Raw genomic sequence first — 16,189 nt, 5'->3', positions numbered from 1 at the left:
TTTCAAAACAAAATAAATTTTGTAACAGCATTTTAAATATTGCTGTTTTCTTTTAATATATTGATATTAGTGTAACTCCGTTAAAGAATTATGTCAACAAACGTAAACAAATAAAGCACAGCAAACAAAAATAAACCGCTAAAATTTTATTAAAATCTTTTGTATCTTCTTGCAAATATGGTACAATGTTTAAGAATTTATTTTGCTTTTACGGAAAGGCGTTTAACAAGTGCTTACAAAAATAAAAAACTATCTGCGCAATGATGTTGTTTTAAGCGTTTCGCTGCTGCTGGCGCTGCTTTCGTGCCTCATTGAGCCGCCCAGCCTTAAATATCTGCGCTATATTGATTTTAATACGCTCATCATGCTGTTCTGCCTGATGCTGATTATTGAAGGCCTGCGCGGGCAGAACTTTTTGCAGTTTATCGGCAGCCGCATATTAATTAAGGTAAAAACAAGGCGCGGCATTGTATTTACACTGATATTTCTATGCTTCATCAGCAGCATGTTCATCACCAATGACGTTTCGCTGATTACCTTTGTGCCTTTCGGCATTATGATTTTGGAAATGATTAATTTAACGGACAAACTTTGCGGCACCGTTACGCTGATGACGATAGCAGCCAACCTCGGCAGCATGTTTACGCCTATCGGCAATCCGCAGAATTTGTACCTGTTTTCGCTTTCGGGCATGGGCGTGCCGGAATTTTTGGAGCTGATGTGGCTGTATACCGGCCTTGCCGCTTTTATGCTGACGGCAGTTGTGCTTGTATTTTACCCGGAAGAACATTTGCAGCTGGATATAAAAACCGAACGCCTTAAAGACAAACGCACCGTCTGCTTTTACCTTGTTTTATTTGCCTTGTGCGTGCTAACCGTGGCCCACTTTGTGCCGCACCTAGTACTGCTGGCCATTGTTGCCGCCGCACTTTTATACAAAAATAAAAGTCTGTTCCGACAGATTGATTATTCCCTGCTGCTGACCTTCCTTTTCTTTTTTATTTTTGTCGGCAATATGAACCATATCGGAAGCCTGCACAGTTTTATCAATCAGATTCTGGCCGGCAACGAAGTTTTAATAAGCGTCGCCGTCAGCCAGGTTATCAGTAATGTACCTGCGGCAATGCTGCTTTCAGGTTACAGCAATAACTACGCCGCGCTTATCGTAGGCACCAACCTCGGCGGCCTCGGCACGCTCATTGCTTCCATGGCAAGCCTTATCTCCTACAAGCAGGTTGCTGCAAAGTATCCACATTTAAGGAGGCAGTACCTGGCAATTTTTACGGTTGACAATTTAATATTTTTGGCAGCACTGTATGCGCTGCATGCTTTTTACTGATATAAACGGCACAGCCATAAATTTTTGGCGCTGCCGTTTTGCATCTTCCGCAGGAATATTTTTATAAAAAAGCCGGATAGCCTTGCGGTAAAATGCTATAAATGGTATGATAAGAAAGGATAATAAGTTTTGTCGTTAAGGAAGGGCACAAAAGAGGCTGCTTCCTGTTTCTTATTGTAAAAAACACTTTGGGGGGCAAAAATATGATTGAACGCTATACCAATCCGGAAATGGGCAATATCTGGACTCTTGAAAACGAATTCCGCACCATGCTGCGCGTGGAAATTCTTGCCTGCGAAGCCATGAACAAACTGGGCATTGTGCCTGATGATGCTTTGCATGACATTCAGACCAAAGCAGATTTCCGCATTGAACGCATTAAAGAAATTGAGGCTGTTACCAACCACGATATTATCGCCTTTTTAACAAATGTTGCAGAATATGTGGGCGATGCTTCCAAATACATCCATAAAGGCTTAACCTCAAGCGACGTTAAAGACACCGCTATGGGCGTTATGATGCAGCAGTCCGCAGACCTTTTGATGAAACACCTCGAAAAGCTGCACGAAGTTTTAAAACGCCGCGCTGCCGAACACAAACACACCGTTATGATTGGCCGCACGCACGGCATTCACGCCGAACCGATGACCTTCGGCCTGAAATTTGCTCTGTGGATGGATGAAACCGAACGCAATATGGAACGCCTGAAACAGGCCCGCGAATTTATTTCCGTCGGCAAGCTTTCCGGCGCTGTCGGTACTTATTCCAACATCGACCCGTTTGTTGAAGAATATGTATGCGAAAAACTCGGCATTAAGGCTGCACGCCTGGCAACCCAGGTTATCCAGCGCGACCGCCACGCCGATTATTTAACCACCATCGCCATTATCGGCTCTTCGCTGGAAAAAATGGCAACCGAAATCCGCAACCTCCAGCGCACCGATATCCGCGAAGCTGAAGAATATTTTGCGCCCGGCCAAAAAGGTTCTTCGGCCATGCCGCACAAACGCAACCCCATTACCTGCGAAAAAATCTCCGGTATGGCAAGGCTGCTGCGCGGTTATGCCGTTGCTGCCCTTGAAGACGTTACCCTGTGGCATGAACGCGATATTTCCCATTCTTCCGTAGAAAGGGTTATTCTGCCGGATGCAACCATTGCACTGGACCATATGCTGCGCAAATTCATCAACATTGTTGATAAACTGCTGGTTTATCCGGATGCCATGATTGCCAACATGAACAAAACCGGCGGCCTTATTTACAGCCAGAACCTGCTGATTGCCCTCGTAAGCAAAGGCGTACTGCGCGAGGACGCTTACAAATGGGTACAGCGCAACGCTATGGCCCGCTGGCTGGAAGGTGCAGACTTTAAAACCAATGTTGAACACGATGAGGATATTAAAAAATACCTCACCGACGAAGAAATTGAGCATTGCTTTGACCCCATGCCGATGCTGCGCAATGTAGACCTCATTATGGCGCGCTTCGGATTATGATTATATAAGGAGAGATAGTTATGTCATCTGTTGTAGTTATCGGCGCCCAGTGGGGCGATGAAGGCAAAGGCAAGATTGTTGATTACCTGGCTCAGAAAGCCAACGCTGTTGTACGTTATTCCGGCGGCTCCAACGCAGGGCACACCGTTGTTGTAGACGATGTTGCCTATAAACTGCGTCTTTTGCCCTCCGGCGTACTGTACAAAGATAAAATCAATATCCTCGGCAACGGCGTAGTTATTAACCCCGCAGTTGTACTTCAGGAAATTGCAGGCATGAAAGCCCAGGGCATTGACTGCAGCAATCTTTTGATTTCCGACCGCGCCCACGTTGTTATGCCTTACCATGCAAAATTGGACGAACTGCAGGAAGCTGCACTCGGCGAACACAAAATCGGCACTACCAAAGGCGGCATCGGCCCCTGCTACATGGATAAAGTAGCCCGTACCGGCATCCGCATCTGCGATTTGATGGAACCCGATACTTTTGCTGACAAGCTGCGTGTAAACCTGGCTGCCAAAAATGAAATTATTACCAAAATTTACGGCGGCGAACCGTTTGACTATGACAGCGTGCTGAAAGAATACCTGGCTTATGCCGAAGAACTCCGCCCGCATGTTTGCGACACCGGCGTTGTGCTTGGCGAAGTTTTTGAAGCAGGCAAAAACGTATTGTTCGAAGGCGCACAGGCTACCTTCCTTGATATTGACCACGGCACCTATCCGTATGTAACAAGTTCCAACCCGACTGCTGCCAATGCGGCAACCGGCAGCGGCGTAGGCCCGCTGTGCATCAACCATGTGGTTGGCGTTGTTAAGGCATACACCACCCGTGTTGGCGAAGGCCCGTTTGTTTGCGAACTGTTTGACGCTGACGGCAACGCCCTGCGTGAACGTGGCCACGAATACGGCACCGTTACCGGACGCCCGCGCCGCTGCGGCTGGCTTGACGCCTTTATGCTGAAATACAGCGCACGCGTAAACAGCCTTGACTGCCTGGCAGTAACCCGCCTTGACATTCTTGACGAAATGCCGGTAATTAAAATGTGCGTAGGCTACAAATATAACGGCGAAGAAATCAAACAAATCCCGGCAAGCCTGAAAGTTTTGGCACAGGTTGAACCTATCTACGAAGAATTTGAAGGCTGGATGACCGATATCAGCGGCGTACGCAAATACGAAGACCTGCCGGAAAACTGCAAAAAATACTTAAAACGCATGAGCGAAGTAGCAGGCGTTGAAGTAGGCATTGTTTCCGTAGGCCCCGACCGCGAACAGACCATGATTTTAAAAGAACTGTTTTAAAAAGTTCATAAACTGAATAATTAACTGCGGCACAGCTTTAGGCTGTGCCGTTTTAGTACAGGAGAACAGTTTTATGGCCAATCTGCAATATGTACTTCATAAAGGAAATAAAAATACCGGCAGCCTCAAATTTGTGCAGCCGGAAGCTATGCAGGCCGTACTTGAATTTCACAACGGCATTGCAGGTTATGCGCAAACTCCGCTTGTAAGCCTGCCTAATCTGGCAAAACAGCTCGGCGTTGGGCAGATTTTTGTTAAGGACGAATCAGCACGCTTTGGGCTGAACGCCTTTAAAGCGCTGGGCGGCAGTTACGCCATTGCCAGATACTTATGCGGCAAATTAAATATACCCGTTGACGGAAACAGTTTTAACGTTTTGTGCAGCGAAGAAGCAAAAGCCAAACTCGGCACCGTAACCTTTGTAACGGCAACAGACGGCAATCACGGGCGCGGCGTAGCCTGGGCCGCCAAACTTCTGGGGCATAAAGCAGTTGTTTACCTGCCCGAAGGCTCAAGCCAGGAACGGCTTAACAACATCCGCGCGCTGGGCGCAGAAGCGGAAATTACAAAATTTAACTACGACGGCGCCGTGCGCCTTGCCTATGCCATGAGCCGCAAGCACGGCTGGGTGTTGGTGCAGGATACCGCGTGGAGCGGCTACGAAGAAATACCCACCTGGATTATGCAGGGCTATACCACCATGGCGCAGGAAATTACTGCTCAGCTAAACGGCATAACGCCGACGCATTTGTTTTTGCAGGCCGGTGTAGGCAGCATGGCAGGCGCGGTACTCGGCTATTTTGCATCGCTTTGGCAGAACAACCTGCCTGTTACCGTTATCTGCGAACCGGATAAAGCCGCCTGCCTGTATAAAACGGCAGCGGCAAACGACGGCACGCTGCACAAAGTAACCGGCAGAATGAACAGCATGATGGCCGGGCTTTGCTGCGGCGAACCCTGCACTGTAAGCTGGGATATAATCAATAATTTTGCAAACGCCTTTATTGCATGCAGTGATTACTATGCAGCCAGCGGCATGCGGCTTTTGGGTATGCCGCAAAGCGGCGATGCGCGCATTGTTTCGGGCGAATCGGGTGCGGTAACCGCCGGAGTTCTGGCAGCGCTGATGCAGGACCCAGAGCTTGCGCAGCTGCGCAACGAACTTGGGCTTGACGAAAACTCGCGCGTGCTTTTAATAAGTACGGAAGGCGCTACCGACAAAGTAAACTACCTTAAGGTACTCAGCGGCAAATGGAAGCCGGAAAACAAATAAAACGCTTTATTTACGGCATAAAAAAATAAGCAGGCTTGATGATTTTAAAATCACCAGGCCTGCTTTTATTTTGTTCGTATTTTATAAATTTCCGTTCGTTGCTTCCGCCAGCATTACGCCCTCACCGGCATGCACACGCACCGGCACCATAATTTTCTGCCCCGGCTGCAAATCCGTATTCTGCAAACCGTTTGCCTCGCAGATGCGGTAAATAACGGCGCGCACATCTTCGTCATCTTCCGCCCAGCGTGAAGCAATATCCCACATGGTATCGCCGCTGTACACGGTTACCGTGCGCGTGGTGTAAATTTCATCTGCTGCGGATACTGTGCCGAACACGTAACCGCTGTATAATAAAAAGACTGCCATTACTATTGCCGTCAGCTTTTTCATAAACAATCAACTGCCTTTCAAAACGTTTGTTCGTTATAGTTATAATAAAACGAACAGCGCATTTTGTCAAGCATATTTATGAAAATTTGTTCGTATTTTTTAGTTTATACTGCAAACAAATTAAGAAGCAACCCACATATAAAACGGCATTACAACAACAGCCAAAACCGTTGTAACAACCGTAAGGGTAGCGGCATATTCGTAATCAGCCCCATAATTTTTGGCAAGCACAGGCAGCACGGAAGGTGCAGGCATGGCCGCCTGAATGGTAAACACCTGCGTCATAAGCGGCGGTATGCCAATTACCGGCGCCATTAAAATAATTCCCAGCGGGCAAACTACAAAACGCCCGAACAGGGCAAGTAAAATCTGCCGGTCAAAATGAATTTTGCTCCAGTCAGCATTGCTTACAACGGCGCCTATAAAAAGCATGGCCAGCGGCGTTGTCATATTGCCCATGTATTTAAACGAAACAAGCAGCGGATGCGGCAGGTGCAGTTCAAGCATTACCAAGGTAAAGCCAATGGCAAAGCCTGCCAGCGGCGGGTTAACAATGTGCTTCAGCGTCTGCACGCTAAAAAGCGGCGGTACGTTTTCCGTTCCGTCAACGGCAATAATATGGGCCGCCACAACCCAAAACACCACTGTGTTCGCCATATAATAAACCAGTACAAACGGTATGCACTTTGTCCCAAACAGTTCGGTGGAAAGCGGCAGGCCTATTAAAATGGTGTTGGTTACAAAAAACACTGCCGCCAGAACGCCGCGCCGCCCTTTGGGTATTTTGGCAAAGCGCACGGCAAGCTGCCCGATGATAAAACAGATTATCATCGACGAAACCGCTACCGGAAGGCCGCTGCTCATTTGTATAACCGTATCATGCGTAAGCGTTTCCGTTAAATTCACAATCATATACAGCGGCAGGCAGATTTTCGTTATCAGTTTGGAAATCAGGTTCAGGCTTTCTTCCGAAAACCAGTGGTGGCTGCCAAGGTAATACCCGGCCAATACCATCAGGCTGACGGTAAAAACGCCTTCAAACGCATGCAGTACAATATCCACGCGGCCTCACTTCCTTTTTAAAGCATTATTTTTTAATTTGCAGCGTTCTTAACTTCCTCCAGTTTGGCTTTCATCCATTCAATCATGGCAAGTTTGCCAAATTCAAACCAGGTGGTGCAGTTGCTGTTTTTGGCAATATAAGCATTCCATTTTTCCTGGTTTACGTTTTCCACCTCCAGCAGGTTCATAATGCCGAAACCGCTGCGGATTATTAAATCGTTCATGGAAGTAAACTTGCTGTTTTCCTGCAAAAACTTATCGTTGAACAATGCCGGGAAAGACACAAGGCTCAGGGCTTTGCCGAGTTCTTTATCATGCTTGAAAATTTCAAGATAGTGTTGAAATTCCTTCTCAATATCCATCTTTTCTTTGTTTTCCATAATTACAATTCCTCCGGAGTAGAATTTTAAAAATAAAATTTATGCTTTTATTTTAACACACATAACAATATAAAAAAACCGTTAAAATTTTTAATTTTGTTCCGGCAAAATGCCGCCCTTTAAATTTTTGTTGAATCCCTACTTGATTAGTAGTAAAATACTTTATATGAAAGGAGTTCAGCATGAAAATATCTACCAAAGGACGTTACGCGCTGCGCCTGATGCTCGATTTAGCAGCCAACAGCCAGCATGAATATACGCCGGTTAAAGAAATTTCCCTGCGGCAGGATATATCCGATAAATATCTGGAGCAGATTATCGGCCGTTTGAGCAAAGCCGGGCTTGTACAAAGCGCCCGCGGCGCGCAGGGCGGCTATAAACTTACCAAAGCACCGTCAGAATGCACCGTTGGGGAAATACTGCGCGTGCTTGAAGGCGACCTTGCACCGGTAGCCTGCGCGGCATCCGTGCATCCGACACTCTGCCCGCGCCTTGATGACTGCGTTACAACAGAAGTATGGCGGCGCATAGGCGAAGCCATCAACAATGTTGTAGATAATATTACGCTGGCGGATTTACTGAAATGGCAGGAAGAAAAATGCTGCTGTAAATAATAGTGCTTTAAACATGCTTTATAATAATCAGGAGGGATTTTTTATGGCAAATTTAACACGTGAAGAAGCCTGGGAATTAGTAAAAGAATATAACAAAGACCCGTTTCATCTGCGCCACGCGCTGACAGTGGAAGGCGTTATGCGCTGGTACGCCAACGAGCTCGGCTACGGCGATGAAGCAGATTTTTGGGCACTGGCCGGGCTTCTGCACGACCTTGATTTTGAAATGTACCCGGAACAGCACTGCATTAAATCGCAGGAAATTATGCGCGAACGCGGTATAGACGAAAAACTCATCCACGCCACCGCCAGCCACGGCTACGGACTTGTATGCGACATTAAACCGGAGCACCAGATGGAAAAAGTTCTGTTTGCTGCCGACGAGCTTACCGGACTTATCGGCGCGGCCGCTTTAATGCGCCCTTCCAAAAGCGTAAGCGATATGGAAGTAAAATCCATTAAAAAGAAATTTAAAGATAAAAAATTTGCGGCAGGCTGCCACCGCGAGGTAATTGCGCAGGGCGCCGAAATGCTTGGCTGGACGCTTGACGAACTGTTTGAAAAAACCATTGAAGCCATGCGCGTTGACGAAGCCAAAATAAACGAAATCTGCGCAGCGCTGCCGCCGAAGGAATAACATGAAGAAAAAAGTACTTGCCGCCATGAGCGGCGGCGTAGACAGTTCTGCCGCGGCAATGCTGCTTTTAGAGCAGGGTTATGAAGTTATTGGCGTTACGGCGCGTATGTTTAACGGCTGCGATATCGGCCTGCCGGATGCGCCGCTTAATATTGACCGCGACATTAAAGACGCACAGGCCGTAGCGCAGAAACTTGGCATTGAGCACAAGGTTGTTGATTTAAGAGCCTGCTTTAACAGGCACGTTATACAGCACTTTGCCAGCGAATACCGCTGCGGCAGCACACCCAACCCCTGCGTTGACTGCAACAAATACATAAAATTCGGCGCACTCTTGGATTACGCCAGGGAGCTCGGCTGCGACTACCTGGCAACAGGGCATTACGCCCGCATAGTTTACGATAGCGCAAAGAGCCGCTGGCTTTTGGCGCGCGGAGAAGACCACCGCAAGGACCAGAGCTACATGCTGTTTTCGCTCTCGCAGGAGCAGCTTTCGCACGTGCTGCTGCCACTTGGCGGCGTAAGCAAAGACGAAATACGCAAACTTGCCGCCGAAGCAGGCCTTGTTACCGCCCAAAAGCCGGACAGCCAGGATATCTGCTTTGTGCCTGACGGCGATTACGCAGGTTTAATCGGGCGCATCGACAAAGCTTCCGATACCGCCGGTAATTTTGTGCATCTTAACGGGCAGGTTCTCGGCCGCCACAAAGGGCTTGTAAACTACACCATCGGCCAGCGCAAAGGCCTTGGCATTGCCTACGATTACCCATTATATGTAATAGAAAAAGACACCGCTTCCGGAAACGTTACGGTAGGCCCGGCAGAAGCTTTGTTCAGCCGCGGGCTGCTTGCCAAAAACTGTAATTTTATTACCGAAGCCGCCCTTACCGGCCCGCTGCGCGTAACCGCCAAAACACGCTACCGCCAGCAGGATGTACCGGCAGCCATTGAACCCTGCGGCGAATACGTAAAAGTTACCTTTGATGAACCCATGCGCGCCGTTACGCCGGGGCAGGCCGTTGTATTTTATAACGGCGAATTTATTGTTGGCGGCGGTATTATACAAAGCGCGCTGAAGGAGTAAGCCATGAAAAAAACTATTGCCGCTTTGGCAATCTGCCTGTTTGCAGCCGGTGCTGCGCACGCTGCAATGCCGCAGACGCCAAACACAATTACGCCGGATTTACTGGCAGAAGCAACGGCAAAACTGAATAACCCGCCAGCGGAAAAACTATCCGGCACGGAACAGCAGAACGCCCAAACGCCAAAAGGCAGCCCGGAATCCGGCAGTAATACAACTGCGCCAAACGGCACAGCCCCTGAACAGGAAGCTGCCGTAAAAACACCGGCAAATGTAAAAACCGCAGAACAGGGCACCGAAAAGGGCAAAAACACCGTACAGCAGCAGGTTAAACAGCCGCGCGTTGTACGCCGCACGGTAAAAATAGAACCTGCCAAAGAAAACTGGTATTTAACCAAACCGGCAGATTTTACCTACTATGTTAATAAAACAGCCCCGTCTTACAGCCTGGCAATACCCACGGCATTCGGCGCGGATTTGCTGGCAGGGCTGCCCGCAGAAGGCCCAATGATTACCCGCGGCGCGGATGACACAACGGCAATGATGTTTAACGCCTCCATTCCAGACAGCAAAGCCGCAGTGTTTAAAGACGCGCTGGCAGGCAAACAGCTGATGGCGCCGCCTGCACCGGTAACGCGCCACCTGAAGGAAAAAGGCGAAGAAATTATTGAAATAACCGAATTTGAAGCGCCGCCGCAGTACAGCTACCGGCAGGTAAATACCGAAGCTTTAAACCTGCCGCCCCAGCTGCAAAACCTTGTGCTTACGGAAGCAGGCGAATACAAAACCTTTCAGGGGCTAAACACCCGCTATATGCAGTTTAAATGCACCAGTGGCAATGTGTCCTGCCTGCTGCGCCTTACGCTTACGCAGCACAGCGGCTACCAGTACACAGGTTTTTACCTGTTCCCCGAAAATAAGCGCCTTACCTTCATTCCCCTTGCGGATTACTCCGCACGCAGTTTGCAGTGCGGGCAAAGCTCACTGTTTGATAAATATTAAAAGACTTACATAAACAAAACCTGCCTCCGGACGGATTATTTCCGTAACGAAGGCAGGTTTTTTATGCGTTGTAAGCAATACCGCATTATAAAAATTTTTGTTTTACGCTTTTTGCGAGAGCAAAAGCCCCAGTATAATCAGCACGCCGCCCGCCAGCATTTTTACCGTTACCGGCTCGTTTAAAACAATTACAGCCGAAGCAACTGTCAGCACCGGCACGGCATAAATATAAGCGCTTGTTTTAACGGCGCCCAGCACTTTAACGGCATAGTTCCACGTTACAAAACACATAGCAGATGCGCCCAGCCCCAAAAACAAAATATTAAACAAATATGCCGGGTTATAAAAGCGTGTTAAATCCGGCGTAAAGCCGAAGATATATAACGCAGGCAGCATAAACAGCAGCCCGTAAAAAAAGATATGCCGCGTAATTAAAATGGTGTTGTAGCCGAAGGTTGTTATTTTGCGCGTCAGCACGGCGTAAAGCGCCCACACGGCGGCAGCGCTTAACGGGTAAGGTTAAACTGCATACCGCTTTCGGCAGTGCTGATGAGGTAAATGCCTGCCATGGCAAGGACGAAACCAAAAATAAAACGCCGGTGCGGGCGTTCCTTACCGCGCGAAGCCGCAAAACCTGCCAGTGCCGTAAAAAACGGCAGAACAGAATTTCCACCGGTAAAAAGCCCGTAAGCAGTATTTTTGTTGAAATAAACGTAACGCCCCACACAAAAATGGTTATAATTGCCGCTGCGTGGCCTCTTGTTTTATCCACGGCACTCCCTCCTTAACAAAATATTATAACAAAATCTGTCTGCTGTTTCCTGTAAAAAAACGTCAAAAAAAGACGGCCCTGTAAAAAGGCCGCCCCTTAAAAATTCCCGGTTATGCCAATTCTTTGGGTTCACTGGTAAAGGAATATTCAGTTGCTTTAATGTTATCAAGATAAAAAACGGTCATAACGCCGTCATCGGCATTATACATATTTTTCAAAACCGGCACGGCTTCCAGCATGGCAGCGCGCGCTTCGCGGCGGTCGTCCATTTTTACCTCGCCGTCAAGGCGAATCCAGCTGTCCTGCCCTTTCATGGCAGAAATTTCCACGCGCGGATTTTCCAAAAGCTGTTTGTAAACGTTTTTTGTTTTTGCGGTAATAAAATACAATTTGCCTTCAAATTCGCACACAGCGCCGAACGGACGTACACGCGGCTGATTGCCGTCCATTGTCGAAAGATAAAATACGCCGCTTTCTTTTAAATAATCAAGTACAGCAGACATTGTTTTTTTATACTCCTTCCGTAAGCCGGTTTGTTTTGGCTTACGTTTTTATTATAACTCTGCCCGCACAAAAAATAAACAAACTTATATGCCCTTCGCCTGTAAAATGTTATAATAAAAATCAGCAGCAAGTTTAACGGAGGTGCCTTATGCTACTGTCCAATCTCAGTCTGATACTGGAAGGCGGAGGCATGCGCGGCATGTTTTCGGCCGGTGTTTTTGACGCTTTTCTGGAAAAAGAACTGGTTTTTCCGCATATCGCCGGGGTATCGGCGGGAGCCTGCAATATACTTTCGTATATGTCGGGGCAAAAGGGCCGCACCAGGCGGATTATTGAAGATTATGTGGGCGATGACCGTTACTGCAGCGTAAAAAACTGGCTGCGCACACGCTCGCTGTTCGGTTTCGATTTTATTTTAAACGATATTCCCCGCCATTTAATTCCATTTGATTACGATGCGTTTTATAAATATCCCGGCAGGCTGGAGGTTGGCACAACGGACTGCGGCACGGGTGAATCGGTATGGTACACGCAGATGGATATGGGCAGGAATTTTACGCCGGTACGCGCTTCGGCATCGCTGCCGTTTCTAGCGCCCATTGTGCATTTCGATAAACGCCGCCTGCTGGACGGCGCACTGACAGACCCCATTCCGTTTGACCGCGGGCAAAGGGCAGGCTACGATAAGTTTGTAATTGTGCTGACGCGCAACAAGGGCTACCGCAAAAGCAGCACCGTTCCGGCGGCGCTGGTTAAGCTGTGGTACAAGCATTACCCGCTTTTGCAGCAGATTTTGGCAGAACGCCCGCAAAATTACAACAAACAAATAGAAGCCGTTGAAAAACTTGAACAGGAAGGCAAGGCCGTTATTATACGCCCGCAGCAGCCGCTGACGATTGACCGGCTTGACCTCGACAAGGAAAAACTTTTAGCGCTGTACGACCACGGCTATGACTGCGGCCTGCAAGCGGCAAATAAAATTATAAAATTAAATTACAAATAAGGAGAACCAATAGATGCAGGAAATAAAATGCCCCAAATGCGGCGAGGTGTTTCAGGTTGACGAAACCGGCTACGCCGCCATTGTAAAACAGGTAAGGGACGAGGAATTCCACAGGGAAATTCACGAACGCCTAGAACAGTTTGAGAAAGAAAAAAACGCTTCGGTAGAACTTGCCAAAACCGCAACCGCCAAAGCGTATGATGTTGCGCTTGCAAAAAAAGCAATGGAAATTAACGATTTAAAAAGCCAGCTGAATATGCAGAAAATGTCGCAGGCCGCATCTTTACAGGATGCGCTTAACAAAAAAGAACTGGAGCTTGCACAGAAGGACCAGCTTATTGCCGGGCTTACGGCGCGTTTAAACGCAGGCAAACAGGAAATTGAACTTGCCATCGCCAAAGTAGTTAACGAAAAACAGCAAGAGCTTAACGACAAGGAACAAAACATTTTGCAGCTTACTTCCGCCATTGAAAACGGCAAAAAAGAAAGCGAACTGCGCGAGCAGACTTTAATTACCCAGTATCAAGAAAAGCTCAAATTTAAAGACGAGGAAATTGAGCGCTATAAAGACTTTAAACTGCGCCAGTCCACAAAAATGGTTGGCGAAAGCCTGGAGCAGCACTGCGAAATAGAGTTCAACAAGTTAAGAATGACCGGTTTTGCCAACGCGTATTTTGAAAAAGACAACGATGCGCGCACCGGCAGCAAGGGCGATTATATTTACCGCGAAGCGGACGAGGACGGAACGGAGTTTATTTCCATCATGTTTGAAATGAAAAACGAAATGGACGCCACTTCAACCAAAAAGAAAAACGAGGACTTTTTTAAGGAACTTGATAAAGACCGCCGTGAAAAGAACTGCGAGTACGCCGTGCTTGTTTCCATGCTGGAATCGGAAAGCGAGCTGTACAACACCGGCATTGTCGATGTTTCTTACCGCTACCCCAAAATGTACGTTATCCGCCCGCAGTTTTTTATTCCCATCATCACGCTGCTGCGCAACGCGGCGCAGAATTCACTGCAATACCGCAAGGAATTAAGCGTTATTAAAACGCAGAACATTGATATTTCCAATTTTGAAAACGATTTGAATGAATTTAAAGATAAGTTTTCGCGCAATTACCGCCTTGCCAGCGAAAAATTTAAAAAAGCCATTGAAGAAATCGACAAAACGATTGACCATCTGCAAAAAACCAAGGACGCGCTTTTATCTTCCGAAAATAACCTGCGCCTTGCTAACAACAAAGCGGAGGACCTTTCCATTAAGCGCTTAACGCGCAACAACCCCACCATGGCCGCCAAATTTGCAGACTTGGAAAAAGACTAAAACAATATAAAATTAAACAGCCTTTAAGGCAGTGCCGTTACCGGCGCACCCTAAAGGCTGTTTTTTATTTGCTGTTCATTTATAGTTAATAGCTTTTAATTACCGTTTTTCATCCGTTTTTGCGGCACACTAATTTAAAAGCAATTTCGTGCTCCAGCACCAGCGGCTTTTCCATGGCAAAAAATACCATGCTCTTGGCGGCAGCGGTTATTTCGTGCGTTATTTCCGCCGTAAAGGGGTCAATAATCTGTCCTATCACCTCGCCCCTGCGTACTTCTTCGCCCGGGGCTTTTAACGCTTTAAAAATGCCGCCTGCCGGTGTAAGTACGTTAATAAGCTCGCTTTCGCTGATGACAGTGGAAAGATAGCCGCTGTAACAGGTGTATTTTACCGCACCGACACGGCTTAAATAACGCAGTACGGCGTCCACCGCGTTTGCGGCGCTGTCATCATCAAGGCGCGAGGTTTCCTGCGTATAAATGTTAAAGGCGGCGCTGTCCCATATCTGCCAGTTATAGTTCAGCGTTGTTGTGTCTATGGGCTTCGGCTCGCGCGTTACAATATACGGCAGCCCGAACATGCTGCCCAGCGCCGGGCTTTGGTAACCTGTATTAACAATGCGGGCGTGCGGCACAAATTTGCCGGGCAGGTAAAAGCTTGCCATATGGATGCCGCAGCGGTAATCCTTAACAGCCTCAAAAAGCCCTGCCGCTATGCGCTGCGTGGTTTCACCCAAATCGTACCCCGGAAACATTCTGTTAATGTCGCTGCCATCCATCGGCCAGAAGCGTTTGCCGACATTCATGGAAAAGCGGTTGGCACAGGGAATGACGAGTATTTCGTGCCCCGGCAGCAAATTGCCGCGCTGCTCTATTTCCGCCAGTACTTTTACAAGGCGCGCGCAGGTATACATTTGCTGTACCTCATCGCCGCGTATGCCGCCCACAACGGCGCAGGATTTTTCGCCTTCGCCGAAGCGGAAGCCTTCCAGCAGAAAGTCCTGCCGGTAAGGCATTTTCATTGTATATAAAATTTCGCGTTTCATTCTCTGCTGCCTCCCGTTACGATGCGCGCCAGCAGGCTGCCCGGATAAACAACGGGATATTCACGCAGGGTAAACAGCAGCCCATCTGCAGGCGCGGTAACGCGCTCGTTAATATTCCCAGTCAGCGGGTCGGCAATAATGCCAAGCAGCTGCCCTTTTTTTACAGAACTGCCGTGCTGTGCCTGCGCCATAAAAATACCGGCGGCGCCGGCGTTTACAAAGGCCACTTCGTCACGGCTGATAAGCGGCGTATGGGTACAGTGCGTTTTTCCGTCCCACATGCCCTCGCTGCGCATCAAATTCAAAATTCCTTCGGTAAGCTGCTCACCGTAAGCAGGCGTAAGGCGCATGCCAACGCCCATTTCCACAACCAGGCAGCGCGTACCAATAGAGTTCATGCTGCACGCAAAAGTGCTTTGCAGCACGGTGGCAGCCGGGTAAATCCAAACAAAATCCACGTTTAAAAGCCGTGCCAGCGGCACCAGTGCGTCTGCCGTTTCTTCGGAAATACGCACCTGCGGCATTTCGCGCAGAAAAATATTAGAGGCGTGAATATCAACAGCAATATCCGACCCCTTAACGTCATTAATTATTTCATTTGCAAAATATTCTGCCGCCGGACCGCCGTTTTCCCCCGGAAAGATTCTGTTTAAATCAACGTCAAACAAGGGTATGCTGCGCTGAATTGTATTAATGCCCAGCGGATTGACGGCGGGATAAATATCGACGGTGGCGTGCAAATATTCAGGGTGTTCCATAAGGCGGCGGTTTAAAAGCCACGCCGCATACTGCCCCTCCAGCTCGTCGCCGTGTATGCCTGTAACAACGGAAATACGTTTGCCCCCGTCCTTCCCCGACAGCGGCGTTATTCTGTTTTTATGCAGTTCCAGGCGCTCGTGCACGGCAAGACCAAGGCCGGCAACTGTTATGTCCATTTTGCTGCACCTCTTTCGGTAT

At 48.2% G+C, this 16,189-nt stretch carries 16 protein-coding genes and 1 pseudogene; 10 read left to right on the top strand and 7 right to left on the bottom strand.

Going from position 1 to position 16,189, the window contains the following annotated elements; genetic code table 11:
* Positions 1-229: 229 nt before the first annotated feature.
* The 4 genes from M3079_RS03185 (at position 230) to dpaL (ending at position 5,412) form a co-directional block, all read left to right on the top strand.
* Complete coding sequence (locus M3079_RS03185) at positions 230-1,339, top strand: SLC13 family permease (protein WP_249077195.1); 1,110 nt, start codon at positions 230-232, stop codon at positions 1,337-1,339.
* 203 nt (positions 1,340-1,542) lie between these two features.
* Positions 1,543-2,835 carry an adenylosuccinate lyase gene (gene purB, locus M3079_RS03180; protein ID WP_021715254.1) on the top strand — a complete coding sequence of 431 codons (1,293 nt, stop codon included), beginning with the start codon at positions 1,543-1,545 and terminating at the stop codon, positions 2,833-2,835.
* Positions 2,836-2,855: 20 nt separating this feature from the next.
* Positions 2,856-4,139 carry an adenylosuccinate synthase gene (locus M3079_RS03175; protein ID WP_249077194.1) on the top strand — a complete coding sequence of 428 codons (1,284 nt, stop codon included), beginning with the start codon at positions 2,856-2,858 and terminating at the stop codon, positions 4,137-4,139.
* A 73-nt stretch (positions 4,140-4,212) separates the two neighbouring features.
* A complete protein-coding gene (gene dpaL, locus M3079_RS03170; protein ID WP_249077193.1) occupies positions 4,213-5,412 on the top strand; it encodes a diaminopropionate ammonia-lyase in 1,200 nt (399 codons plus the stop codon).
* 81 nt (positions 5,413-5,493) lie between these two features.
* Here the strand turns inward: dpaL and M3079_RS03165 are convergent, their stop codons facing one another.
* From M3079_RS03165 to M3079_RS03155, 3 genes are all read right to left on the bottom strand, one after another.
* Positions 5,494-5,805, bottom strand: coding sequence for a LysM peptidoglycan-binding domain-containing protein (locus M3079_RS03165; protein ID WP_021715257.1), 312 nt, complete (start codon positions 5,803-5,805; stop codon positions 5,494-5,496).
* 120 nt (positions 5,806-5,925) lie between these two features.
* Positions 5,926-6,867, bottom strand: coding sequence for an AEC family transporter (locus M3079_RS03160; RefSeq protein ID WP_249077192.1), 942 nt, complete (start codon positions 6,865-6,867; stop codon positions 5,926-5,928).
* 32 nt (positions 6,868-6,899) lie between these two features.
* Positions 6,900-7,247, bottom strand: coding sequence for a hypothetical protein (locus M3079_RS03155; RefSeq protein WP_021715259.1), 348 nt, complete (start codon positions 7,245-7,247; stop codon positions 6,900-6,902).
* 182 nt (positions 7,248-7,429) lie between these two features.
* Here M3079_RS03155 and M3079_RS03150 point away from each other — a divergent pair, with 182 nt between their 5' ends.
* The 4 genes from M3079_RS03150 to M3079_RS03135 are packed head-to-tail and all read left to right on the top strand — an operon-like array spanning position 7,430 to position 10,581.
* Complete coding sequence (locus M3079_RS03150) at positions 7,430-7,861, top strand: Rrf2 family transcriptional regulator (protein ID WP_249077191.1); 432 nt, start codon at positions 7,430-7,432, stop codon at positions 7,859-7,861.
* 43 nt (positions 7,862-7,904) lie between these two features.
* A complete protein-coding gene (locus tag M3079_RS03145) occupies positions 7,905-8,498 on the top strand; it encodes an HD domain-containing protein (RefSeq protein ID WP_249077190.1) in 594 nt (197 codons plus the stop codon).
* 1 nt (position 8,499) lies between these two features.
* Positions 8,500-9,582, top strand: coding sequence for a tRNA 2-thiouridine(34) synthase MnmA (mnmA, locus tag M3079_RS03140; protein ID WP_249077189.1), 1,083 nt, complete (start codon positions 8,500-8,502; stop codon positions 9,580-9,582).
* Between the two features lie 3 nt (positions 9,583-9,585).
* On the top strand, positions 9,586-10,581 hold the full coding sequence (locus tag M3079_RS03135) for a hypothetical protein (protein ID WP_249077188.1): 996 nt from the start codon (positions 9,586-9,588) through the stop codon (positions 10,579-10,581).
* Positions 10,582-10,683: 102 nt separating this feature from the next.
* Here the strand turns inward: M3079_RS03135 and M3079_RS09440 are convergent.
* Positions 10,684-11,353, bottom strand: a pseudogene (locus M3079_RS09440) (DMT family transporter).
* Between the two features lie 110 nt (positions 11,354-11,463).
* Positions 11,464-11,856 carry a pyridoxamine 5'-phosphate oxidase family protein gene (locus tag M3079_RS03120; RefSeq protein ID WP_249077184.1) on the bottom strand — a complete coding sequence of 131 codons (393 nt, stop codon included), beginning with the start codon at positions 11,854-11,856 and terminating at the stop codon, positions 11,464-11,466.
* A gap of 149 nt (positions 11,857-12,005) precedes the next feature.
* On the opposite strand from M3079_RS03120, the gene M3079_RS03115 reads away from it, so the two are divergent.
* Together M3079_RS03115 and M3079_RS03110 are read left to right on the top strand one after the other, a co-directional pair.
* A complete protein-coding gene (locus M3079_RS03115) occupies positions 12,006-12,860 on the top strand; it encodes a patatin family protein (protein WP_021715265.1) in 855 nt (284 codons plus the stop codon).
* 13 nt (positions 12,861-12,873) lie between these two features.
* Positions 12,874-14,187 carry a DUF2130 domain-containing protein gene (locus M3079_RS03110; protein ID WP_249077183.1) on the top strand — a complete coding sequence of 438 codons (1,314 nt, stop codon included), beginning with the start codon at positions 12,874-12,876 and terminating at the stop codon, positions 14,185-14,187.
* A 109-nt stretch (positions 14,188-14,296) separates the two neighbouring features.
* On the opposite strand, the gene M3079_RS03105 is transcribed toward M3079_RS03110, so the two are convergent.
* Positions 14,297-15,232, bottom strand: a complete 936-nt coding sequence (locus M3079_RS03105; RefSeq protein WP_249077182.1) for a M14 family metallopeptidase — start codon at positions 15,230-15,232, stop codon at positions 14,297-14,299.
* The gene (locus tag M3079_RS03100) at positions 15,229-16,167 is read right to left on the bottom strand and encodes a M14 family metallopeptidase (protein ID WP_249077181.1); all 939 of its coding nucleotides are present in this window, start codon (positions 16,165-16,167) and stop codon (positions 15,229-15,231) included. Before M3079_RS03100 ends, M3079_RS03105 begins: the two co-directional genes overlap by 4 nt.
* Positions 16,168-16,189: the final 22 nt, after the last annotated feature.

Origin of the sequence: Phascolarctobacterium sp. ET69 (assembly GCF_023336935.1) — a bacterium.
Lineage (GTDB): Bacteria > Bacillota > Negativicutes > Acidaminococcales > Acidaminococcaceae > Fusicatenibacter_A > Fusicatenibacter_A intestinipullorum.
The sequence above is the reverse complement of the archived record's forward strand: the minus strand, read 5'-3'. Positions and strand labels throughout refer to the sequence as shown.